Origin of the sequence: Paenibacillus timonensis (genome assembly GCF_022427145.1) — a bacterium.
GTDB lineage: Bacteria > Bacillota > Bacilli > Paenibacillales > Paenibacillaceae > Fontibacillus > Fontibacillus timonensis.
This window is the reverse complement of sequence record NZ_JAKSXN010000001.1, coordinates 36457-59152: the sequence shown is the minus strand read 5'-3', so window position 1 is coordinate 59152 and position 22696 is coordinate 36457. Positions and strand designations below refer to the sequence as shown.

The window sequence follows — 22696 nt, the reverse complement described above, 5'->3', positions numbered from 1 at the left end:
GGGGGAGAAACATGAAGGCAATTCTACTCAAATGGAATCAAATCAGTCTTGTCAAACGAATCTTAGCGGGATTAGGGGTCGGCATCCTGGTGGCGTTGATTGTCCCGGAGGCTAGCGGGATTGCGTTGCTCGGAACGCTGTTCGTATCCGCTTTGAAGGCCGTCGCGCCGGTTCTGGTATTGCTGCTGGTTATGGCTGCGATCGCCAGCCACCAAAAAGGGCGTCAAACCAACATGAAATCGATATTGATCTTGTACGGGATCAGTACGTTTCTGGCTGGGGCAAGCGCCGTGGCAGCAAGTTTTCTGTTTCCGGTCAGCTTATCCCTGGCAGGGGGGACCGAAGGTTTGACCCCGCCCGGAGGCATCGTCGAAGTTCTAAAGGGATTACTGCTTAACGTAGTGGACAATCCGGTTCGTGCATTGATGAATGCCAATTATATCGGCATCCTGGCTTGGGCGATTCTGCTCGGGTTAGCTTTGAAGGGAGCAAACGATCAGACGAAAAACCTGCTCACGCAGGCGTCCGACGCCGTATCACAAGTCGTCAAATGGGTCATTCAACTGGCTCCGTTCGGGATCCTGGGGCTCGTGTTCGAATCCATTACGGTGAGCGGCCTGGCCTCCTTGCTGGATTACGGCAAGCTGCTGCTCGTGCTGGTCGGGTGCATGTTGTTTATCGCGCTGATCGTGAACCCATTGATCGTCTACGTCAAAATTCGCCGCAATCCGTATCCACTGGTTTTGACCTGTTTGAGAGATAGCGGAATTACGGCGTTCTTCACGCGAAGCTCGGCGGCGAATATTCCGGTAAATATGCGTTTGTGCGAAAAATTGGGGCTGAACAAGGACACCTATTCAGTCTCGATCCCGCTGGGTGCGACGATCAATATGGCAGGGGCCGCCGTAACGATTTCGGTCCTTACGCTGGCTGCTGTCCATACACTTGGGATCCAGGTGGACTTCGGTACGGCGGTGATGCTCAGCGTACTGTCGGCGATCTCCGCGGCAGGCGCATCCGGCGTGGCCGGCGGCTCGCTCTTGCTCATTCCGCTCGCGTGCAGCTTGTTCGGGATCTCCAACGATATCGCCATGCAGGTCGTCGGGGTGGGTTTTATTATCGGGGTCGTTCAGGATTCGTGCGAAACGGCGCTGAACTCTTCCTCCGACGTGTTGTTCACGGCCACGGCGGACTACGCCAAGAAACGCAAGGAAGGGACGCTGCCGCTTATAAACACGGCAAGCTTGGACTGAATTCTTGGGGCTGGCGATTATTCGCCAGCCTTTTTCATGCGCAGTTGTCTCTCCAGTTCATCCCAATGGGGTGTTTTCATCTTGGTTTGCTTTGACCATTCTTGAAATTTGCGGGCCAATGCCTCGACTTCGGCAAAGTTGCCGTCGATCATCCGGCTGACCGGAAGCAGGTGATAGATTTTCAAGAATCCTTGGACGAGCCGCTTGTGTTTGCGAATAGCCGAGGCTTGAACGACAGGGGTCAGAGGATAACCAAGCGTCTCCAACACGCGGAAGCCTTCGTCCATGGCCCCCACGGCATTACGCAGGAGTTTACCATCGCGAGCAACTGCCTTCATTTGACCGTCGTGGATTTGCGGAAGATAATTTAGCATCAGAATCGGGACGATATGATTTTTTAGCCAAGCGTCCATATCCTCGTGGGTGGTAAGTTTGTATCTGGTTTTGGCGAAGGCTTGCCTAAGCTCAGCTAGAAAAGAAATCGGTCCGTCCAATCCGCCAAGTACCATCTGTCCCCGGTCGCGAATAACCACGGTTCGGCCGGGTTCCCGGCGGCCGCCGGATACTTGGAAGCCGAAAGCGATGTTTTTCCCCGTCTCGCTTTGTTCCAGCAGCTCCGTTTGCATTTCCCTAGCTTCTGCATTATTTCCGACCAACACGAGATTACGGCTTAGGTTTCTGGCTATGATCGGAAGCACCGCTCGGAAATCCGTATATTTCATCACGACAAAGATCAGGTCATAGATATCGTCCTTTTCCAGCGTCCGAATGACGCGAACCGGATCCACCGTTGTTTTTCGTTGAAAATAATGGCGCAGCACGATTCCATCACGCTCAAATTCGTCTGCTCGACCCCCCCGGGCCAATACTGAAACGTCGTTCCCTCCGGAAATCAAGACATGAGCCAGGTAGGCGCCTAATACCCCTGCTCCATAAACTAATACCTTCATGCCACTCTCTCATCTCCTCTCGTTAAACAACATTTGTTGAATAATCAACGATGATTTAATAGAATTACCTTAGCATTGTCGTTGGTTGGGCATCAATCGTTAATTTGCTTCGAATTTGTTGATAAATCAACAGATGGGCGAGGTTTTGTTCATTTGGGGGAATAAGGAGGTAAGAGAATCCTATGGATCGCAGAATTATGAAATCGCGGCAGGCGATTATGGAAGCATTCGTCGCACTACTCGGCGAGAAGAGTTTTGATAAAGTGACCATTAACGATATCGCCGAACGTGCGAATGTCAATCGGGGGACCGTCTATCTGCATTTTACGGATAAATTCGACCTGCAGGAGCAATGCATCGAGACGTATTTACAGCAATTGGTTGAGAGTTGTCTGCCGGGAGGAGAAATGACGCCGGTTACGTCTAGGGAGCTACTGCTTCAATCCTTTGAGTTCCTTGGGGCTAATGCGGCGATTTATGCCATCTTAATGACCGGGAAGGGGAGTCCGGTATTCCGGGAACGGATGATGGTTTTTATGCGGCAAGGCATCTCGGATTTTCTGAATACCTGTGGAATCCCATCTAACGTAAGCAGAGAGGTGGAGGTGCAGTTTCTAGCTTCCGCTGCCGTAAGCCTTATGGAATGGTGGGTCGAGGAGGGCATGCCGTTTTCGCCGTCTGAGATGGTGGACCAGCTCTTCACATTGCTTCTTCGTCATATTCAGCTGCCGCCGGGAGAGAATGGTCAATGATCACTCCTGCTTTCCACTACAAGGTTTGTTGTGTTATGGATTGTGCGAATCGAGCGGGTTGCAAGCGGGAGGGGCTCACGTGAACGGATCGACTTAGGCTTTCTAAATCAGGCAAACAAATCCGGGAGCGATACTTGTAACCTCGGGAAAAGCTGCGAGGTCACATGCCCATCTCCGTTGTTCGAAAATATGCTCATGTCCGCAATATTACCGTCTTCCAGCGCGTATACGAACACGAGTGCTTTCATCGGATCCACGACCCAATATTCTTTCACGCCACATACGCTGTACAAATCCAGCTTCTTGATGAGGTCCTTGCTCCGCGTGGAGGGGGATAACACTTCAACGACCAATTGGGGAGTTCCCATATATTTGCCATTGGCGTCGATTCGATCTTTGTCGCAAATAACCACGAGATCAGGTTGAACGACGCATATGTTTCACGGCAGTCAACAGAGGGTTAGCTATTTAGGTGAAAGCGGTAAGCGTAACGAAAGAAAGTTTCGATGAGTTATAGGGGAAAAAGAACGACCAGCCGAGGAGGAGATCTCCGGCTGGTCGTTGAGGTTTGGCTGGCTCCCGGATCTGGAGCTTACGGCTGCCAGTTGACCTGAACGGTGCCGACCCCGCTGCTTGGCGTCGTGAAGCTATGGTTCGCGCCGCCTTCCCAGGTGACGGTGGCACCGTTCTTCTTGATAAACTTAAATTCAAGGGTTGTTCCGGCCGGCACGCTGACATCATAGAACCAGTTCGGATAGGTGGTGATGATCTGATTAAAGAACGGACCGATGGCTTTGTTCGGATCCCAATTGCCGAGTTCGGCCGTGTTGCCTGTAAGGTAGACATTTTCGCCCAATTGCGTGCTTGCATTGTTAATGATGAAACGGACCGATACTTGATCCCCTGTCAGCAGATTAAAGCTGCTATAGCTGTTGCTGTCCACGGAGGATGCGTTGCGGACTTTGATGTTATATTGTCCGGGCGTTATCGCCGGAACCTTCACTTGGATCTGGGTATCCTCCCACTGTAAGATCTGGCTGCCGGTGACTGCCGTAGTGCCGAAGTAGACGTTCCCTTTCGCATTGCCAAAGCCTCGGCCATCGATTGTCAGCGTCGTGCCCGCTTTCCCAAGGTCCGTTCCGATATTGCCGATTACCGGTGCCGTCTCGTCAGCTGTAAATTGCCATACGGCGACAGCCCCTGCCGGCAGGTTGAAGGCGGACACGGCGCCCGTGGCACTAACCGTGATGCTGTTGCCGTTCAGAAGTCCGCTTAACTCATCGGCGTAAGTACCGGCCGGTAGGGAGGTCTGCAAACCGGTGATCGAGGCGGCGGTTGCCGCGCTGCGGTTAATCGCGACTAGTGCAGAGCTGCCGCCGAACTTGCGCTCGTAAATATACACATCGTTATTAATCCAGCGTTCCTGGGTGCTTCCATAAGCGAGTGCCGGATTGGACTTCCGCAGCGGCGCCAGCTTGCCGATGACTTGATAGGCAGTGGTTGTGGTCGAGAAGCCGGTCATATAACCACGGTTAGCCGGATCGCCGTTACCTGCCATATATTGCTCCGTACCGTAATAGATCGCCGGGACGCCGCGTGACGTCAGGGTGAAGGCGATCGCTTGCTCCAGGCGGCGGTCATTGTTGCCTAGCTTAAAGCGATCCATATCATGGTTATCGATAAACGTGACTTGGTCATGAACGTGCTTATAGTTGGCGGCGGTCGTGGTCAGCATGCTATTCAATCCGTACATCGTATCCGTATTGTCGCGGAAGACCTGCCGGACTTTTTGCCCGAATTGAAAGTCTAGCAGACTCATTCCGGTTTCATTGGCGAAGCGGATGTTGTTGGGATCATTTTCGCCGACGCCAAGGAACCATTCCCCGAAGGTAAACACCGGATTATATCCTGCAATGAAAGAGACCCAGTTCTTCTGCCAGCCCTCCGGCATATGCTTCACCGCGTCCACCCGGATGCCGTCGATCCCCATATCCAGCCAGAGTTTGATTGCATCTTTAAAATAGGTATCCTTCACGTTGTTGTGGTGATTGATATCCGCTAAATCATAGAGATTCCGATAGATGCCATCCTCCAGCGAGGAGAAATCGGTTCCTTGGTTATGGTGGAACATTCCGTCGGTGTCCCCGGTGTAGCCGGAGATCAGGTTGCCATTATCGTAAAGACGACCGTTCTCGGCGAAGGATGGTTGTGTCTCCGAAGCAGGGGAGGTATGGTTGGGCGCGAAATCAATAATGATCTTGAGGTTGTTGGCATGAGCCGTGTTGATTAGCTCCTGAAAATCGCTCATGCTGCCGAACGCCGGATTCGTCCGCTTGAAATCGCGGGCCCAATAGCCGTGATAGGACGTGTTGTTCACGCCGGAGTAGTTGATGACGCTGTAAATATTCTCTACCGGCTGAGAGATCCACAAGGCACTGATACCCATTCCGGCAAAATAACCATCGTTGATCTTGTTGATGATTCCCCGCCAGTCTCCGCCGCAGTACTGCTTCAGATTCGTACAGCCAGGCGAATAGGCCGCGCCGGACGGATTGTTGGAAGGATCCCCGTCCGCGAAGCGGTCGGTCACAATCTGATAGATCACATCGGTAGAGAAGCTTTGCTTGTTCAGGACCGACGTATCGGGAGCGGCGTTTGCTGTAGAAACGGCGATCGATGGGATGAGCCATGCTGTAAAGAGACAGGTGGAAGCAAGCAGGGTGATCATCGTTTTTTTAAAAAACGGTTTCATCAATCAAACCACCTTTCCAGCTTTTTATACTGTTCCTGCACACTCACTTCATTTGAACTCCAAGCCAACCGCTGGATGAACCTTCAGCTCCTCCTTTCCCGCTGCAAAAAAAACAACCCCGCAATCTTCAAATGAAGATTACGGGGTTGTTCCTGATAGGGAGAGATCAGGAAAGCAGCGCCCTCAAATTGTGGGATCGACATCCATGACTTTGTTCTGTGGACAGAGATGGCAAAATAAGGATGCGCTTTCATTTTATATCAAGGTTCCAAATCTGTCAAATAATAGGCATGAGATCTATGACTAATTGTGAATCTATTGAGTTGTTCGATTTTCATATGAAATTCATAAGCACATAGTATGATGGGAAAAACTAGGGGGATGAAGGAAGGTGAGTTCAGTTGTACGAGGTTGAGACGGCCAATGATGGAGCGGAAGGGTATGGTTGCTTATGTGAAGCCTAGTTTCTGCGCGGAAAAGGAACCGCAACGTTGAAGTTCAAGTTTGGCAATTCGGCAAAGATTCGAATTAAGGTTGAGTAGTGAAAAGTAAAGACCAGCCCGAAGGCTGCGCGCCTAAGGCGGATCTTACTCGTTTGGGAACCCGGAAAAGGGCGTTAATGGGATTAAAGATCGAGTTTCATGGTCCATGAAGTTCCGGAAACGCCCCAGTAGACAAATCCCAATTGCTGATATAACTTCACGGCGGAAGCATTTTGCGGGTCGACGCTCAAGGAAATCGATGGGTAACCCTCGCTCGTTGCCTGCTTGATGATTTCATTCATCAAGGTTCGCCCGATTCCCATCCCCCGAAAATTTGGATGGATGGCGATGCCCAATTCTGGCGTCTCGCTGTCGACGTATCCATATTCTGGACTCGTTTCGTCGAATAATCTGTACCATACCGCCCCCGCAAGTTGATCCTCGTTCAGAGCTACTAAAGCCAGGTCTCCTTTGCGACCCCAACCTTCATGATACTTCCTAAGATGCGGAGCGTTTAGAAGCTCGTGTTTTGGTGGTTTCCCTTGTGGAATATGTATGGACTCGTAGTGCATATCCGTGAAGAAGTCGAACTCGTGGGGTTTCAAAGGTCTGATTGTGATCATCGGTTCACCTCGGTTATTTGGATTAATAGCGCTATTTTAACTCAATTTATGGCAGAATGTGATATAGTAATTTAAAATTTAGAATAAATTGATGATCCATAAGGGAGATAAATCTATGACTAAAAACAAATTAGTAAGGATGGACAATATCGGCATCGTTGTAGAATCTCTTGATGACGCAATCTCTTTCTTCGAGGAGATTGGCTTGAAACTCGAAGGGCGAACGACTGTCGAAGGTGAATGGGCTGGTCGAGTAACCGGACTTGGTTCTCAGAGCGTAGAGATTGCAATGATGGTTACTCCAGACGGCCACAGCCGACTTGAACTTTCACGTTTTCTTACCCCACCTACTATATCAGATCACCGGACTGCTCCAGTAAACGCCCTCGGTTATTTGCGAGTTATGTTCACCGTTGTAGACATTGACGAAGTAGTATCTAGACTAACTTATAAAAACCAATATCTATACCCATAAATAATAACACACATATTTGGTTGTGGTTTATACTGTAGGTAATACAGAAACGCGCGAGGTGAAATATATGAGCATTAAGGGTGAAGTGATTAAACTTATACAGGAATTGCCGGAAGATGCAACGATGGAGGACATCCTTTATAAACTATATGTTCGGGCGAAGATCGAAGAAGGTTTAAATGAACTAAACGAAGGGCAAGGCATACCACATAATGAAGCGATGGAGAAAATCTCTAAATGGCTAAATTAACATGGTCGCCTAGATCATTAAATGATCTAGAAATTTTACATGAATATATAAAACAGGATTCAGAAGAAAATGCAGGGGATTTCATTAGGCAATTGATTACCGCAACAGTAGACATCACTAAATTTCCATTGGCGGGTAGAAAAGTGCCAGAATATAAAGAGCATAGGATCCGAGAAAAGTTGTATAAGAACTATCGAAATATATATAGAATCAATACCGATGGAATAGAAGTATTAACAGTATTACATCAAACTAGAAGACTTCATAAATGAAAAGGTTATAGAACATCATGACTTCCTAAGTGAGATCGATGATGTTTTTTTTTGTTTTTTAGGTTGGTCAAACATGCTACCCTTGGCTTTGTGCATTATATGTAGAAGAAGATTATAGGGGGAACGCCTTTTCTAATCTTCTAATTGAGAGAATAAAACGAGATGCAATGAAATTGGGTTTTAATACATTGTACTTATGTACGGAAATGATTGAGTTTTATGAGAAATATGGTTTCAAGTATATTGGGGATGGATATCATCCATGGGGTAGTAGCTCTCGAATTTATGAAATAAGTTTGACATAATGCGTGAAAAGTGAAAGTGAGCCACGGCTGCGGCTCTCTAAACCGGGGGGCCCATCCTACAGATAACAAAACATTCATGCTGCGGCGTTCGCTTCGGTCTGCAGAAGAGTTTTCAGGAAGCAATTCAGGCAGACACATTGAGTTCCCTAGGACAGGCCTGTCTAAGGGAAATCAACGTCATGAATGCGGTACGTTATCTGAAAGGGCTGCTAATTGTATTAAAACCATAAAAAATTTAGGACCTACTCAGATGTAAATAAAGGTAAAATATAACTACAATTGAATCTTGGGTGGTCATGGTTTCCCTTCGAAAGGAGGTGAAGCCATAGAGGTGAAAGATGCACTAACGATTATGTTCCTATTTGGATCATTCATTCTTGCACTTTTAATTTACATTAATAATAACAACAAGAGAAAGCAAAAACCCACCCCAAGATTGACCGCCGAAGGTGGGTTTTCGATCGTAAATGACTAAGAAGGGATTACCCATCCAAGCCAATTGCATGGACCAAGTGTTAGCGCACTTGGTCTTTATTAAATATATATTACCATAATTGAAAAGATGTATCGAAGAACTAATTGTAGAAAAGACATAATAGTGCATTATGAGAGTATTTCGAAGAGGGCATCCCCATCAGATAACATAGTATTCAAGCTGCGTCGCCTACGGCTCCTTGGTCTGCAAGAGGCGGTTCGAGGAAGTAGCTCAACAGACAATATTAAACCTAAGGAGATAGCTATCTTAATGAATCATTTTCAAGACGAAAAGATTAATCAAACCCTGTCATTATTTTTGAAGGACATACAGTATATCTTAAGCGATAAATTATTAAGTGTTTATATCTATGGGTCAGCATTACATAATGATTTATGCCCGGGATATGGGGATTTGGATTACTTGGTCATAGTAAACAATAACCTTACAAGTAACGAAATCGACAGATTGAACAGGCTTAGAGGTACTTACAGATCAGAATATGATCTCTTCACTAGTATGTTAGAAGGAGCTTTCTTACCATTACAGCTTATTCAGGGAGAGGAAGGGCAAGCATTATGGTGGGGAACGAAAGGTGAGAACATCTGGTCGAATAATCAACTTGATTTATTTACCATGTACACAATAAAGAATCAGGGCATGTTGTTGTATGGAGAATCACAAAATCACATTATGCCTGAAATATCGAATGATGAGATTAGACAATTCCTAATCGATTTTTCAATTTGTATGAGGAAACATGGTAAGGGTGGAAGTTTGCATTCAATTGATTGGTTATTATTAACTGCTAAATTCATTGGTTGGTTAAAAGAAGGAACCATTTTTTCGAAAAGTCAAGCTGCTGATTGGGGACTTAAGAATATAAAGAGTAATTGGAAGGAACATTTACATAAAGCTAAGGAACTTAGGAAGGATCCATCGAAAGTTAAGTTTTCGGAATATATTGAATGGATAAATAGCCTTGATGTAGTAATAATAGAAGCTTCTAATGATCTTGATATGTATCTCAATGAAGGTGCCAATATCCTATAACACCGTATTCACGCTACGGACCCTGAGGGGTCCTTGGTTTGCAGAGGCATTTCGAAGAAGCGGATTCAGCAGACAACCCTGCACTGGCTAAGTCTGTCGGACCCGGGGCTTCGCCCCTTAAGCCAGTGAGGGTTCGCGAATACAAATACGTTAGGTGAAATACCGGAAAAGATATTTGAAAGGAACGAATATGAAAAGACTAATAATTGTATCAGTATGTTTACTTGCCATTGTGTTAGGTTGGTACGGTAAAGTAAAGTATGACGATTTACATGCAAGTGAAATAAAGTACATAGGTATGAAAGGTTATCATGGAGATTGGTATGATTCACGAAGTCATGATAGTTTAATCTTGACTTTTGGTGATTATGACGGGATGGATAACTGGTCAGTACACCTTAAAAAAGGAAAAGAATTTATAATAAAATATGAAGTTACTGTTACTGAAGGGGCTTTGAGATTTGAGATGAAAGGCAAAGAGAATAAGCTACTTGAATATAGTGGAAACAAGAATGGGTCCATATCAGTACATACTAAAGATGATGAAGAATTTCAAATAACAACTAGAGGAAGTAAAGCTAAAGGCAACATCCGAATTACAATTGAGAGAATCTGTTACATATATAATCCTCAAGCCAATGAGGATCCTTCAATAGACCTTGCATCAATTCAAAAACATCATGACGGGTTAGGTCATGCTTCTTTAGGATGGGCATGGACGATCCTCCTTTTCCGCAATTATACAACGAGTGAAAAATGATATGGTAGATGCTGGAATGGTGGGTTACGATTTGGGGAGGAAAGTTTGCTAACGAGATCAGTCAGTCCCAATGCACTTACTTAAGTGAAGGAGGGCTTCTTCTGAAAATCAGTTCACAGGTTTATGTGGCAGGCAGTTTGGATGCGGTCGATCGGTATTGCCGGGCATTTGGGCTAGAGAAAGGTCTTGAAGTCAAGAACGAGACGGGAAATGAGTATATGCACTGCGAGCTGATGCGAGACGGCGAGCTGTTTATGGCCGTCAGCGAAGCGCCTAAGGATTGCGACACCAGCCCCAAAACGACTTGGCAGACCATGGCTTTTAATGTCTACGGCATGGGGAGCGAGGAAGCGGTTCAACAGGCGTTTGACATCTTGAAAGAAGACGGCACGGTCATTGACCCGCCGGGTCCATGCGATTGGAACGCCTATTGTTCCAACTTGATCGACCGGTTTGGCGTTTTCTGGTGGATTGCCATATGAGTTGCTATTCTGATTAGGGAGGGTGAACGATGTCATTTCGAATCATATCGATCCCACCGTTTAAGGCGGTATCCTCCGGGGTGGATCCGAACTCCGATTTTTCGGAAAATGGGGTGCTTGGGAAGTTCGATGCCTACTTTTCCAAGCTGGAGCCCGGGCCGCGGGACTGTTTCATGCCGCGGGATTTCTTGTATTATGATACGGAGAAGGGCGGTCTCGTATGGATCTATGCCTTGACCGAGGAGATGGACGCCGAAGGATTTGAGGTGATAGATTTTGATGGCGGGTACTACCTGACATATCACTACAAAGACGGAGACCATGAAGAAAATGACCGGTTGTATCATGAGGCGTTGGCATGGATCGAACAATCCGAAATCTTCGAACTGGACCAAAGAACGAATCATTATGCCATGGGCCACATTATTACGCCTCCGGAAGTGATCAAAGCAATAGGATACGCTCAAATGGAAACGTTCATCCCGGTTAAGCTGAAGAACAACTAAGAACGGAAGTTTAGCGGTCATAAATAAACAGGCCGACTCCTCTAAATTCAGAGAGAGTCGGCCTGTTTTCTTGAAAAGTCCTATATTCGATGGGGGTTGACTGGTATTATAAAGACGATTCGGTTGAATAAGTTGAAAAATGAATCGGGGGCATCCATCATGACAAACAAGAAAAACTCACTGGGCGTGAGGCTGATCCAACTTTTTGCTGCAATAACGATTCCGCTCCTGCTGCTTCTATTTGCAGCCGGTTACTTCGCCAAGGAGACGGTATTATCCCAGGTATCCAGGTCCTATCAAAATTTGGTCAATTCCAATCTGAAAATGATGGAAAACAGCCTTGAGGATATCACGATCAATCTGGTTGATATCGTGGATCATGACGAGAATTTTCTTCAATTCAGCCGCCCGGGACTTACGGATTCCGAGTATTACTTTGCCCGCATGGGCATTATGCAAAGAAACCAATCCTATCAGGCCTATTACCATACGGTAGACCTGTTTTACCTCTACTCCGGTCCCAATGATTCGCTGACGCTTTCGAATGTGCTGGGAAGCTCCGAGGAATACATGGATGAGATACGCGCCTGGATTACGGACCGGGTTCAACAAGCCGACAATCTGAAATCGCTTCAGTATAAATGGACGATCGTCAATATTGCAGGCGATTATTATTTAAACCGGACCGTCGGCAATAATCTGAGCAATCCTTCTTACATCGGCGCCCTGATTCGCCTCGACTCCATGCGTTCGCCGCTCGGCAATCTGAACTTGCAATCCGGCGGCGATGTCCTGATCGCTGACAACGACGGGAACATCTTAACAAGCCCTTCCGCCTTGAAAGACAATGATTTTCGGTTGCCGCCCGAGAAAATGAGCAAAAATTCCTCCTTCTCTTTTTCACGCGATCACATGAAGTGGTTTGTCGTTTCCAGCCAATCCGCCCCTCTAGGCATTAATTTGGCTATCGTCATTCCCAATTCCGAACTGCTGCAGGGGTTAAATGTATTTCAAACGATCGTTACGATTCTTCCCTTCCTTGTTTTGCTGATTTTGCTGGTTTACTTATATTATTTCCGGCGCATGGTGATCCGGCCGATCCTGAATTTGCTGGGGGGAATCCATCGCATCCGAAACGGAGCCATGGAAACGAAATTACCCGCTTCCAATCTGCTCGAGTTCCAAGCGCTGAATCAAGCGTTCAACAGCATGGTCGTCGAGATTCAAGATCTGAAGATCGACGTCTACGAGGAACGGCTGAATGCGCAAAAGGCGGAAATGAAGCATTTGCAAATGCAAATTAACCCGCACTTTTTCCTGAATACGCTTAATATCATTTTCCAATTGGCCGATCTGAAGCGATATGAATTGGTGAAAAAGACCGTCCATCATCTCGTGCAGTATTTCCGGTTTATGCTCCAGGCGAAGGATCACGATCTGACATTGGAGCAGGAACTCGATCATATTCGGAACTATCTCGAGATTCAAAAGATGCGGTATCAACAATCGTTTGAGTTTCGAATCATGATGGACGATGAACTTCGGCAAGCCTGCATTCCGTCTTTGATTGTTCAGCCTTTTGTAGAGAATGCCATGCTGCACGGTATTAGTCTGAAAGCGGAGATCTTCCGTCTGGAGATTTCGGCGATGCGATCGGAAGCTCCGGACGACATGATGATCATTGAAGTATCGGACAACGGGAAGGGCATGAGCGCCGAGAAGCTGGCTGAATTGAGCTCCTCCGAGTACATGCCGGCTTCCGAAGACAGGCACATCGGCATTTGGAACGTGAGGAAGCGATTAGAGATGCGTTATCAGGAACGGGCTAGCATTTCTTTCAGCGAGAATGACCCGTCCGGATTTCGCGTAACCCTGAGGTTGCCCATCGAATGTACAGAAGGAGAGAGATAAGTCATGCGATTGTTGATTGTAGATGATGAACCGTTTGCGGTGGAGGGGATTCTCCATTGCTGCGACTGGACGGAATACGGGATTCAAGAGATTTTTACGGCATATAGCGCCGACGAGGCCAGAGGAATTCTGAAGGACAAGAAGGTCGATGTGTTGATTTGCGATATTGAAATGCCGGATGAAGACGGACTTTCGCTGGTCGGTTGGGTGAAGGAGCATTCCCCGTGGACGGAATCTCTGTTTCTGACCTGCCATTCCGAATTTGCCTACGCAAAGAAAGCGATTAACCTCGGGAGCTTCGACTATCTGCTGAAGCCTGTGGATAAGGAGGAATTGGTGTCGGCCGTTTCGGGGATGATTCAAGCCATTCGTGAGAAGGAAGCGTATCAATCCTACAATGAGATGTATCAGAAATACTTGAATCTATGGCAAAAAGAAAAGCCGAAACGCGTGGAACGCTTCTGGCAGGATTTGCTATCGCGCCGAATCTTATCGTTTGGCGATTTTCTTGAACGTGAGCTGGCGGAGGCAGGCGTGGAGTTGAAGGTCCATGCCCGGGTCCTTCCGATCTTGATCAGTATTGAGGAATGGAATAAACCTCTTACTCCGCGTGATCAGGAAATTATGGAATATGCCGTGAAGAAAGCAGCGGAGGAATTTTTTATCGAGAGCTGTCAGGGAGAGGTTATCACGGACAAAGGCGGGGTTCTATTCGTTCTGCTATACGCCCAAGGTGAAGCAGCAGGCGGGGGGCGAATGGAGAACCTTAGCATTCACGAGCTTTCCGCCACGGGAAAACGTTTTATCCAGGCATGCGAGGATTTATTCTACTGTACGGTAACCTGTTATGTCGGCCAATACAAGCCGCTTCAAGAGCTGCCGGGGATGTGCGAAAGCTTGAAGGGGATGGAACGCGACAATATTTCCCGGACACAATCGGTGCTATTTTTCGTGCCGCAAGCCCAAATCCCAATGTCGCCGATTTCGGATGATATACATCTCGATGAATTAGTTTCTTGCATGCTAAGCGGAAATCGGGAGGCCGCCGTCCGGTTTATCCATGGCTTGACCGCCCGATTGGAAGTCCGTCAAGGTTTTCAGGGAAGGCATCTGGATGCCTTGCATCAGGATACCTTGCAAGTTATCTATCACTTTTTGCAGGTTAAGGGGATCAACGCCGGGAGCATTGAACCGTTCATGGATTGGGCAGCGGCCCGTATACGCGGCCTGCTCCAATACAAGCATTGGGCGGAAGGAATGGTATCGTCGGTCATGGAAGCGGCCTTTGACCAGGAGGAGACGGGCGGGGTGATCGACCGATCGATTCGCTACATTCAACAGCATGTGGAGGAAGAAATCTCCCGGGAAAGCGTTGCCGATTATGTGGGCTTGAATCCGGCCTATCTGTCCAGGCTATTCAAAAAAGAAACCGGACAAAACCTCATTGATTTCCTAATCTCGGTGAAGATGAACCGGGCTCGCGAACTCCTGGATACGACGGACATGACGGTCGGGTCGGTGGCGCAGCAGGTGGGGTACAGTAATTTTTCGCATTTTACCAAAATGTTCCGCAAACAGTTTGACGTTAATCCGCAAGAATATCGCAAAGTCACAAAACGAATGGATTGAGGTTACAAAAACGGCAGAGCCGGCACGGATCCCTCCTTATAATGAAGCCATAACCAACAAAGAAGGTGGACTTTATGGCTTCGGTAAAAGCGTTCAACGCACAACCCGCCGTCTCGCGGGCACCTACAAAAGGAAGGAAGTTATGGAAGTACAGGGCTTTGATTCTTCTGGCTTTGCCGGGAGTCCTGCTGATGCTCATCAACAATTACTTGCCCATGTTCGGCATTTTCCTTGCTTTCAAAGATTTAAACTATACGGACGGGATTTGGGGAAGCAAATGGATCGGTTTCGATAATTTTAAGTTCTTATTTGCTTCAAACGATGCTTGGCTGATCATCAAAAACACCTTGCTTTACAACATCAGCTTTCTATTGATCAATACTACGTTGGCCGTGCTGCTTGCTCTACTGCTGAATGAGGTTAAGAACAAGCTGGCTTCGAAATTCTTCCAGAGCACGGTGATTCTGCCCAATTTCATTTCCATGGTCATCGTTGGTTACATCGTCTACGGCTTTCTGAATCCGGATCTGGGATTCATCAATAAGTTCATTTTGGAGCCGTTCGGCGTGGAACCTGTCAATTGGTACGCAGAACCGGAGCATTGGCCTTACATTTTAACCATAGTAAACGCCTGGAAAAACGTGGGTTATTCCGCCGTCGTCTACCTCGCGGCCATCGTCGGAATCGACTCCGAGTACTATGAAGCGGCGGTGATCGATGGAGCCGGCCGATGGAAGCAAATGACCCGAATTACGATTCCGCTGATTGCCCCGGTCATTATTATCATGACACTGCTGGCCGTCGGCCGGATCTTCAACGCTGACTTCGGCCTTTTCTATCAGGCAACCATGGCCTCTGGCATGTTAAAGGAGACCACGGAGGTTATCGATACTTATGTCTATAGCGCCCTAATGGTAACCGGCGATACGGGACTCGCCTCCTCTGCAGGACTGTTACAATCGGTAGTTGGCTTTACGCTCGTCATCACGGTCAACCTGATTGTTCGCAGATACAGTAAAGAAAACGCTTTGTTTTAGGAGTTTCGGCGTTGGAACAAGCGAAAACCTGCATGAAGGAGTAAAAAGCTTATGAACAAGAAAAGGACCCACCCGCTCATTCTGATTTTCCTGACTCTATTTAGTTTGGCTTGTCTAATCCCGTTCTGGCTCGTGTTCATGATCTCGTTAGCCGACGAGAACTGGGTGACGGCCCATGGCTACAGCTTTTGGCCCGGTAAATTCAGTCTTGTTGCTTATCGGTATCTAATTGAGGATGCCGAGAAAATTTTGCGGGCTTACGGCGTTTCCGCTTTAGTCACGGTCATCGGCGTTATCATCAGTCTGTTCGTTACATCGGCGATGGCCTACTCGTTGTCTCGGCGGGAATTTCCGTTGCGGAAAGCGCTTAGCTTCTATATCCTGATCACCATGTTGTTTTCGGGAGGTTTGCTGCCTTGGTATCTGGTGTACACGCGATTCTTGCATGTGCAGGATACGTTGATGGCGCTGATCATCCCCGGCCTGATAGGCGGGTTCAATGTCATCATTATGCGGACGTTCTTTACGAACAGCATACCGCCTTCCTTGATTGATTCGTCTCAGATCGACGGAGCGGGAGAATTTCGAACGTATTTCAGTATTATTCTGCCGTTGTCGCTCCCCGTTCTGGCGACGATCGGACTATTCACCACCGTGTCCTACTGGAACGATTGGTTTACGAGTTTGGTCTTCATCCAAAATGAGCATCTATATTCTCTGCAGTATCTGCTGACCAAGACGTTAATGAACGCTTCGTTTCTGCAAACGATCGCCAATAAGGCTTATAGTTCGACCGCGCAGATCACAACGCCGCTGGAATCCATCCGAATGGCCATGGCGATGATTGCCATCGGGCCGCTCGTGCTGGTATTTCCTTTCCTGCAGAAATATTTTGTTAAAGGACTCACCGTGGGAGCCGTGAAAGGCTGATCCCGGCCAAGGCCGGATTAGGATAAGAAACAGAAGATTCAGGGTAAGAAATAAGAGGATTTTAGGGAGGTCACATGTTTATGAATTGGTTGAAAAAGAGCTCTGTTGTGCTGGCCGCGCTTATGCTAACCGTAGGCATCACTGCCGGATGCGGCGACAAGGATGCAGGGAGCGCCGCGAAAAATGCATCTCAACCGGACGGAGCGGCCGGTTCCGAATTGAAGCCATACGAAGTCGTGATGGTATTTCCTGACGCGCCTCAAAAAGACAATCAACTGGTCCAGGATGCCATGAACGACTACTTGCAGAAGGCCTATCCGGAATTGAACATGACCGTCAAATTAAACCCCATCGATTGGGGGGCATGGAGCGATAAGACCAACCTGATGCTGGCGTCAGGCGACAAAATGGATCTGCTGTTTACGGCGGATTGGCTCGGGTTCCAACAACAGGTCACGAAAGGTGCGCTGCTACCGCTCGATGAACTGCTTGCCAAATACGGCCCGGACATCGAAGCCGTGGAAAAAGATTATCATGAGCCGGCCAAGCGCGGGGGCAAATTGTACGGCATCCATACCCATCAAGAACTTGGCGGATCTCAAGGGGTTTATCTGAATAAGGAATTGGTGGACAAATACCATTTCGATCTCTCCGTGCTGAAGTCCGGAAAAGTTGAGGACCTGGAGCCGATGCTCCAAACGATCAAGGAAAATGAACCTGGGATAACGCCTTTAGTGGCGCCTAGCTTTCCGCTGGAAGCCTATTATTCGTCCACGAACCTGGATTCGATCTCAAGTATTGCCGCCATCAATGTGGATGGAACGGCTCCGGATGATTATACGGTAATCAATTCATTCACGACACCGCGGTATCTGGAGCTTACCAAGCTGACCAACAAGTGGTATAAAGCTGGGTATATCAATAAAGATGCGCTGACGCCAGGTTTGGATGCTTGGAAGAAATTGCAGGCCGGCAAAGGATTTGCGTTTGTCGGCGACATGGATATTCTGGCCGATATGGAAATCGGCAAGCCGGCCCTTTCATCTAACGGTTCCATTAAGGCTGGCCGAGAAATGCTGCAGATACCGCTCAATATCGACCGTTTGCAAACCGGGAAAATGACGGCGACCATGCAAGCGATTTCCAAGAGCTCGGAAGATCCGGAACGCGCCATGATGCTGCTTAACCTGTTCTACAAAGACAAAGAATTGCTGACCCTGTTCAACTTCGGTATCGAAGGCAAGCACTACGTGCTTAAAGATGGCCAGATCTCATTGCCGGAAGGTCAAACCATAGACAGCGTCGGTTATTATCATGACATTATGTGGCAATTGGGCAATCAAATGCTGAACTATACCCGGGTGGGCGAAGATCCGAACAAATACCAAAATTATGAGAAATTCAACGAAATGGTATCCGCGAATCCTTCCCGCATTTTCGGATTCGTCTTTGATCCGGAGCCGGTGAAAAATGAGCTGATCTCGATCGACAACGCCAATAAGGCTTTTGTCGACGGGCTGAAGTCCGGCCAGTTGGACCCGGAAGAGAACCTTCCTAAGCTGTTGGAGAAACAAAAAGCGGCGGGAGCCGACAAGGTGATCGCCGAAGCGCAAAAGCAGCTTGATGCTTGGTTGGCGGCAAACGGGAAAGAATAACCGGTCCCCGAAGAGGAGTGGAGCAGAAAGATGAGAAGCCCATTAGTGACGCATTTCGATGCATATCCTGATCGCGCCCAATATAAACCCAATCAATCCGGGAACCTATTCATCGAACTGGAAACCCGGGAGGATGCGGCTCTGCAATTGGTCGTGGCATTTTCCAAGCTGGAGCGGCCGGTCGCCGAGGAGAAGGTTACGATCCAGGCAAACAAAGGGGTAAAGCAAATCGTCCCCGTTCCTTTATTTCTTGAAGAAACCGTTTGGTCCGGTTACGGGGTCAAGGTTACCGTTCTTCGCGAGGGCGAAGTCGTGTCGACGGCGTTTACCTCGTACGATATTGCCGATCATTGGAGTCGGGCGCCTCGCTACGGGTTTTTGAGCGATTTTCGGAGCGAGGAGTCCGGAGATCTTCGGGATGTGGAGAGTATGAACAAGTTCCACCTGAATGTCATCCAGTTCTATGATTGGATGTATCGGCATGACGAGCTTGTTCCGCAGCAAGATGAATTTATGGATCCGATGGGCCGGGAAATGTCCTATCAAGTCGTTCGCGAGAAGCTGGAAGCCGTTCATAACAAAGGAATGGCAGCCCTGGCTTACGGGGCTGTATATGCAAGCCTTAAGGATTTCCTGCAAGCCCGGCCGGATTGGGGGCTTTATAACCGCCGAGGTGAGCCGTTTCACTTAATTGATTTATTTTATATTATGGACATCACGCCCAATTCACCTTGGACCGACCACATTATTGAACAGTTCCGGCAGGCGGTTCAGGCTGGATTTGACGGGATCCATATGGATCAATACGGGTTTCCCAAGAAAGCGATACGGCGGATCGAAGGACTCGAGGAAACGGTAGACTTGGCGGAATGCTATCCTCCGCTGATTGACCGAACCAGTGCGGCAGTGAAGGAGATCCAAGCGGAAGCCGGAGTCATCTTCAATAATGTGGGCAATTATCCGATCCGCAAGACGGCCTCGACCGATCAGGAGGCCTTGTACATCGAAGTATGGCCGCCCGTGGTTCGGCTGCGGGAGCTTAAAGGCCTGATCGATAACGCGAGATCCTTGAACCCGGAGAAGCCGATCATCCTTTCCGCTTACCTTCCTTCTTTCTATCCGAAGGCCGGGCATGACAAGGAATGGGCCGAAAACGGCGCGCTGTTAACGATGGCCGCCATATTTGCCAGCGGTGGTTACCATCTGTTATTAGGCGAAGACAAGGGCATGCTGACGATGCCGTATTATCCGGACTATGCCGTCATGCGGCCCGAATTTGAAGCTGAGGTTAGACGCTATTATGACTTCATTGTACGATTTGGGACTTTGATCCATGATCCTCGATTGGAGGATGTCTCTTACACCTACACGGCTGGGGTCAATACCGAGATCACCTTGGAAGCGGCGGTGCCCTTTGCACCGAACGGGGAGGCGGGTTCCGTATGGACTGTCATCAAGCGGAAGCCGGGTTACCAGATCCTGCAGTTGATTAATCTGGTCGGACTCGAAGACGATTATTGGGAGCACGGGAAGCATCGACGGCCTGAACCACAGCATGGCGTCGTTTGCCATTTTTTGATCGAACAACCGATTGAGACCATCTACGCGGCCAGCCCGGATGATCCGAACCAAGAGGTTTGCTTCTTAGATTATGAAATTGTACCTCACGAGCAAGGTTTGGCGGCCAGATTCGTCTTGCCGGCACTGGAAATCTGGTCCATGGTCATAGTCAAATTTAGAGAATAGGAGTCCTTACGTTGTGTTTGCCGTAAAGCTTTGTTAATTTTTGATGATAAGACGGGTGAAGTCTGGACGGAGTTCAGATTTCACCCGTTTGTCATGATGATTTCCTTGTCGAAATGGAGGTCCGTGTATATATTCGGGGCTTACGCCCCCCGGGTTGTCCGATGTATAATCATGAAGTATACTTTAAGCTATTTCTCGCGCCGAATGCTGAAAAAACACGGGGAACCGGATTTGTATCCTAAACAAGCTGTTCGACGCGACAAAATACCACGATTAGGGAGTCAACGGATCTATGAGCGACTATTTGGAAATCCCGGAATTCCAGGATTCCATTCCGTTTCGAACGTTTTTGAATGACGGCATGACGATTGTCTATCCGCATTGGCATAAAGAAATCGAAATCATCTATTCTCGAAAAGGCAAAGTGAACATTGGCGTTCAGGAAGAGATCGTTCAGCTGGAAGAAGGGGAGATCTTCTTCTTTCCCAGCGGGGAAGCCCACTATTTCTTGGCTTCTCCGGATAGTGAACGGTATGTCTATCAGTTTAACCTGAAGCTGTTCGACGAACGAATCTTGCGGATTTCCGAAGACTCCCTGTTAAGTCTCTTTGAATCCGGGGAGCCATTGAGCCGCAACTGGCCGCAGGAGCTCGCTCAGAAAGCTACGGAGCTGCTGGTTCACCTCTATGAAGTTGAACAGAGTAAACCCGTGGGCATGAATTACTTGACCCTGGGGTATCTGTATCAATTAATGGGCGAGTTTTATTTGCATTTGCCAAGGCGCCAAACGAAGAATAAGTCCAGCAAGCGTTCAGCCATCCAACATAAAGAAACGCTGGATTTGCTGAATCTAGTCTTTGAATATGTGGAAAATCGTTACCAGGAAGTAATTACGCTAGAGGATGTTGCCAAATTCGTGGGCTTCAGCCCTTACTATTTCACGCGCTTCTTCAAAACCAATACGGGGCAAACGTTTATCCAGTTCTTGACCGAATATCGGTTGAATCAAGCGAAGTTTATTTTGGCCAACGAGAATATACCGATGGTTGAAGTCGCCGAAAAAGCCGGCTTTGCCAGCGTGAAAACCTTCCATCATGTATTTAAGGAAGAGGTTGGCCAATCCCCGCTGCAGTATCGTAAAAATGTGCATAAGCCTTAAGAACAAAGGGTTTTGACGAGTTATTCCTCGTTGAAGCCCTTTTTTTGTTCTGGGCGGAAGAGCAATATTCGGGAGTTTTTTGCGGGGAAAGCGGGAAGAAAGCGGCTTCGGATTTGGCTATAATGAATTCAAAAAAAGAAACGCTTTCAGGAGGTATACGATGAAATTGAAAGTTGGTATTATCGGATGCGGCGGGATTGCAAACGGCAAGCATATGCCGGCTCTTTCGAAGGTTGAAGAAGTGGAAATGGTGGCCTTCTGCGATATTATCGTGGAACGCGCGGAGGAAGCCAAAGCGAAATTCGGTACGCCGGACGCGAAGGTGTTTGATGATTACAAGACTATGTTAGCCAATGCCGATTTGGATGTCGTTCATGTGTGTACGCCGAACTCCTCGCATGCTTTCATTTCGATTGCAGCGATGGAAGCGGGATGTCATGTGATGTGCGAGAAGCCGATGGCGAAGACGTCCGAGGAAGCCAGAAGCATGATTGAGGCATCCAAGCGCACCGGCAAGAAATTAACGATCGGTTATCAAAACCGGTTCCGGACCGATTCGAGATATTTGCATCAAGTTTGCGAAGAAGGCGGATTGGGAGAGATTTATTTCGGCAAAGCCCATGCGATTCGCCGCCGTGCGGTTCCGACCTGGGGCGTGTTCCTGGATGAGGAAGCTCAAGGCGGAGGTCCATTGATCGATATCGGCACGCACGCGTTGGATTTGACGCTCTGGATGATGAACAACTACAAGCCGAAATACGTGGTTGGGAAAACGTACCATGCCTTGTCTCAAACGCCAAATGCCGCGAATGCTTGGGGACCTTGGGATCCGGCAAAATTCACCGTGGAAGACTCCGCGTTTGGTTTCGTGGTGATGGAGAACGGTGCAACGATCTTCCTGGAGTCCAGCTGGGCTTTAAACAGCCTGGATGTGAAAGAAGCCAAAACGACGCTGTGCGGAACTAAAGCGGGCGCCGATATGAACAATGGCTTGACCATCAACGGCGAAGACCACAGCTTGCTGTACGAGAAGAAGATCGAACTGCAAACCGGGGGCGTCGCCTTCTACGATGGCGCCGGCGAAAGACCGGAAGTTCTTGAAGCCCACTCCTGGATTCAAGCGATCCTCAATGATACCGATCCTGTCGTGAAGCCGGAGGAAGCTTTGGTGGTGACGGAAATCCTAGAAGCGATTTATAAATCCTCGAAAACGGGCGAGCCGGTCTATTTATAGGAGGA

21 protein-coding genes and 2 pseudogenes are annotated in these 22696 nt (G+C 48.1%); 19 read left to right on the top strand and 4 right to left on the bottom strand.

What is annotated here, in order from left to right; genetic code table 11:
• Positions 1 to 11 precede the first annotated feature (11 nt).
• On the top strand, positions 12 to 1253 hold the full coding sequence (gene sstT, locus MJ257_RS00290; protein ID WP_240267392.1) for a serine/threonine transporter SstT: 1242 nt from the start codon (positions 12 to 14) through the stop codon (positions 1251 to 1253).
• Positions 1254 to 1270: 17 nt separating this feature from the next.
• On the opposite strand, the gene MJ257_RS00285 is transcribed toward sstT, so the two are convergent.
• Positions 1271 to 2203 carry a ketopantoate reductase family protein gene (locus MJ257_RS00285; RefSeq protein ID WP_240267391.1) on the bottom strand — a complete coding sequence of 311 codons (933 nt, stop codon included), beginning with the start codon at positions 2201 to 2203 and terminating at the stop codon, positions 1271 to 1273.
• A 182-nt stretch (positions 2204 to 2385) separates the two neighbouring features.
• Here MJ257_RS00285 and MJ257_RS00280 point away from each other — a divergent pair, with 182 nt between their 5' ends.
• The gene (locus MJ257_RS00280) at positions 2386 to 2955 is read left to right on the top strand and encodes a TetR/AcrR family transcriptional regulator (RefSeq protein ID WP_240267390.1); all 570 of its coding nucleotides are present in this window, start codon (positions 2386 to 2388) and stop codon (positions 2953 to 2955) included.
• Between the two features lie 107 nt (positions 2956 to 3062).
• Here MJ257_RS00280 and MJ257_RS00275 read toward each other — a convergent pair whose 3' ends face one another.
• The 3 genes from MJ257_RS00275 to MJ257_RS00265 form a co-directional block, all read right to left on the bottom strand.
• Entirely contained in the window at positions 3063 to 3392 is a 330-nt protein-coding gene (locus MJ257_RS00275; protein WP_308193133.1) for a Uma2 family endonuclease, read from the bottom strand.
• A 155-nt stretch (positions 3393 to 3547) separates the two neighbouring features.
• The gene (locus MJ257_RS00270) at positions 3548 to 5707 is read right to left on the bottom strand and encodes an alpha-amylase family glycosyl hydrolase (RefSeq protein ID WP_240267388.1); all 2160 of its coding nucleotides are present in this window, start codon (positions 5705 to 5707) and stop codon (positions 3548 to 3550) included.
• A 625-nt stretch (positions 5708 to 6332) separates the two neighbouring features.
• Positions 6333 to 6812 (bottom strand): GNAT family N-acetyltransferase, encoded by a 480-nt coding sequence (locus MJ257_RS00265; protein WP_240267387.1) that lies wholly within the window; start codon positions 6810 to 6812, stop codon positions 6333 to 6335.
• A 115-nt stretch (positions 6813 to 6927) separates the two neighbouring features.
• On the opposite strand from MJ257_RS00265, the pseudogene MJ257_RS00260 reads away from it, so the two are divergent.
• From MJ257_RS00260 to MJ257_RS00180, 17 genes and pseudogenes are all read left to right on the top strand, one after another.
• Positions 6928 to 7260 (top strand): annotated as a pseudogene (locus tag MJ257_RS00260) (VOC family protein); the annotation flags it as partial.
• 94 nt (positions 7261 to 7354) lie between these two features.
• A complete protein-coding gene (locus tag MJ257_RS00255) occupies positions 7355 to 7537 on the top strand; it encodes a hypothetical protein (protein ID WP_240267386.1) in 183 nt (60 codons plus the stop codon).
• Positions 7525 to 7809, top strand: a complete 285-nt coding sequence (locus tag MJ257_RS00250) for a type II toxin-antitoxin system RelE/ParE family toxin (RefSeq protein ID WP_240267385.1) — start codon at positions 7525 to 7527, stop codon at positions 7807 to 7809. The genes MJ257_RS00255 and MJ257_RS00250 overlap by 13 nt, the downstream gene beginning before the upstream one ends.
• 95 nt (positions 7810 to 7904) lie before the next feature.
• Positions 7905 to 8114: pseudogene (locus MJ257_RS00245) on the top strand (GNAT family N-acetyltransferase); the annotation flags it as partial.
• A gap of 352 nt (positions 8115 to 8466) precedes the next feature.
• The gene (locus MJ257_RS24935) at positions 8467 to 8589 is read left to right on the top strand and encodes a putative holin-like toxin (protein ID WP_275693614.1); all 123 of its coding nucleotides are present in this window, start codon (positions 8467 to 8469) and stop codon (positions 8587 to 8589) included.
• A 270-nt stretch (positions 8590 to 8859) separates the two neighbouring features.
• Positions 8860 to 9642 (top strand): aminoglycoside adenylyltransferase domain-containing protein, encoded by a 783-nt coding sequence (locus tag MJ257_RS00235; RefSeq protein WP_240267384.1) that lies wholly within the window; start codon positions 8860 to 8862, stop codon positions 9640 to 9642.
• Positions 9643 to 9874: 232 nt separating this feature from the next.
• Entirely contained in the window at positions 9875 to 10402 is a 528-nt protein-coding gene (locus tag MJ257_RS00230; RefSeq protein WP_240267383.1) for a hypothetical protein, read from the top strand.
• Positions 10403 to 10527: 125 nt separating this feature from the next.
• Positions 10528 to 10884: a VOC family protein gene (locus MJ257_RS00225; protein ID WP_240267382.1), complete on the top strand. Its 357-nt coding sequence runs from the start codon at positions 10528 to 10530 to the stop codon at positions 10882 to 10884.
• Between the two features lie 29 nt (positions 10885 to 10913).
• Positions 10914 to 11390: a GyrI-like domain-containing protein gene (locus tag MJ257_RS00220; RefSeq protein ID WP_240267381.1), complete on the top strand. Its 477-nt coding sequence runs from the start codon at positions 10914 to 10916 to the stop codon at positions 11388 to 11390.
• Positions 11391 to 11549: 159 nt separating this feature from the next.
• Positions 11550 to 13301, top strand: coding sequence for a sensor histidine kinase (locus MJ257_RS00215; protein ID WP_240267380.1), 1752 nt, complete (start codon positions 11550 to 11552; stop codon positions 13299 to 13301).
• A gap of 3 nt (positions 13302 to 13304) precedes the next feature.
• A complete protein-coding gene (locus MJ257_RS00210) occupies positions 13305 to 14930 on the top strand; it encodes a response regulator (protein ID WP_240267379.1) in 1626 nt (541 codons plus the stop codon).
• A gap of 74 nt (positions 14931 to 15004) precedes the next feature.
• Positions 15005 to 15967 carry an ABC transporter permease gene (locus tag MJ257_RS00205; RefSeq protein WP_240267378.1) on the top strand — a complete coding sequence of 321 codons (963 nt, stop codon included), beginning with the start codon at positions 15005 to 15007 and terminating at the stop codon, positions 15965 to 15967.
• 51 nt (positions 15968 to 16018) lie between these two features.
• A complete protein-coding gene (locus MJ257_RS00200) occupies positions 16019 to 16897 on the top strand; it encodes a carbohydrate ABC transporter permease (RefSeq protein WP_240267377.1) in 879 nt (292 codons plus the stop codon).
• An 80-nt stretch (positions 16898 to 16977) separates the two neighbouring features.
• On the top strand, positions 16978 to 18552 hold the full coding sequence (locus MJ257_RS00195) for an ABC transporter substrate-binding protein (protein WP_240267376.1): 1575 nt from the start codon (positions 16978 to 16980) through the stop codon (positions 18550 to 18552).
• Between the two features lie 30 nt (positions 18553 to 18582).
• Complete coding sequence (locus MJ257_RS00190; RefSeq protein WP_240267375.1) at positions 18583 to 20298, top strand: glycoside hydrolase family 66 protein; 1716 nt, start codon at positions 18583 to 18585, stop codon at positions 20296 to 20298.
• Between the two features lie 292 nt (positions 20299 to 20590).
• Positions 20591 to 21457: an AraC family transcriptional regulator gene (locus MJ257_RS00185; RefSeq protein ID WP_240267374.1), complete on the top strand. Its 867-nt coding sequence runs from the start codon at positions 20591 to 20593 to the stop codon at positions 21455 to 21457.
• A gap of 160 nt (positions 21458 to 21617) precedes the next feature.
• Positions 21618 to 22691 carry a Gfo/Idh/MocA family protein gene (locus MJ257_RS00180; protein WP_240267373.1) on the top strand — a complete coding sequence of 358 codons (1074 nt, stop codon included), beginning with the start codon at positions 21618 to 21620 and terminating at the stop codon, positions 22689 to 22691.
• Positions 22692 to 22696 lie beyond the last annotated feature (5 nt).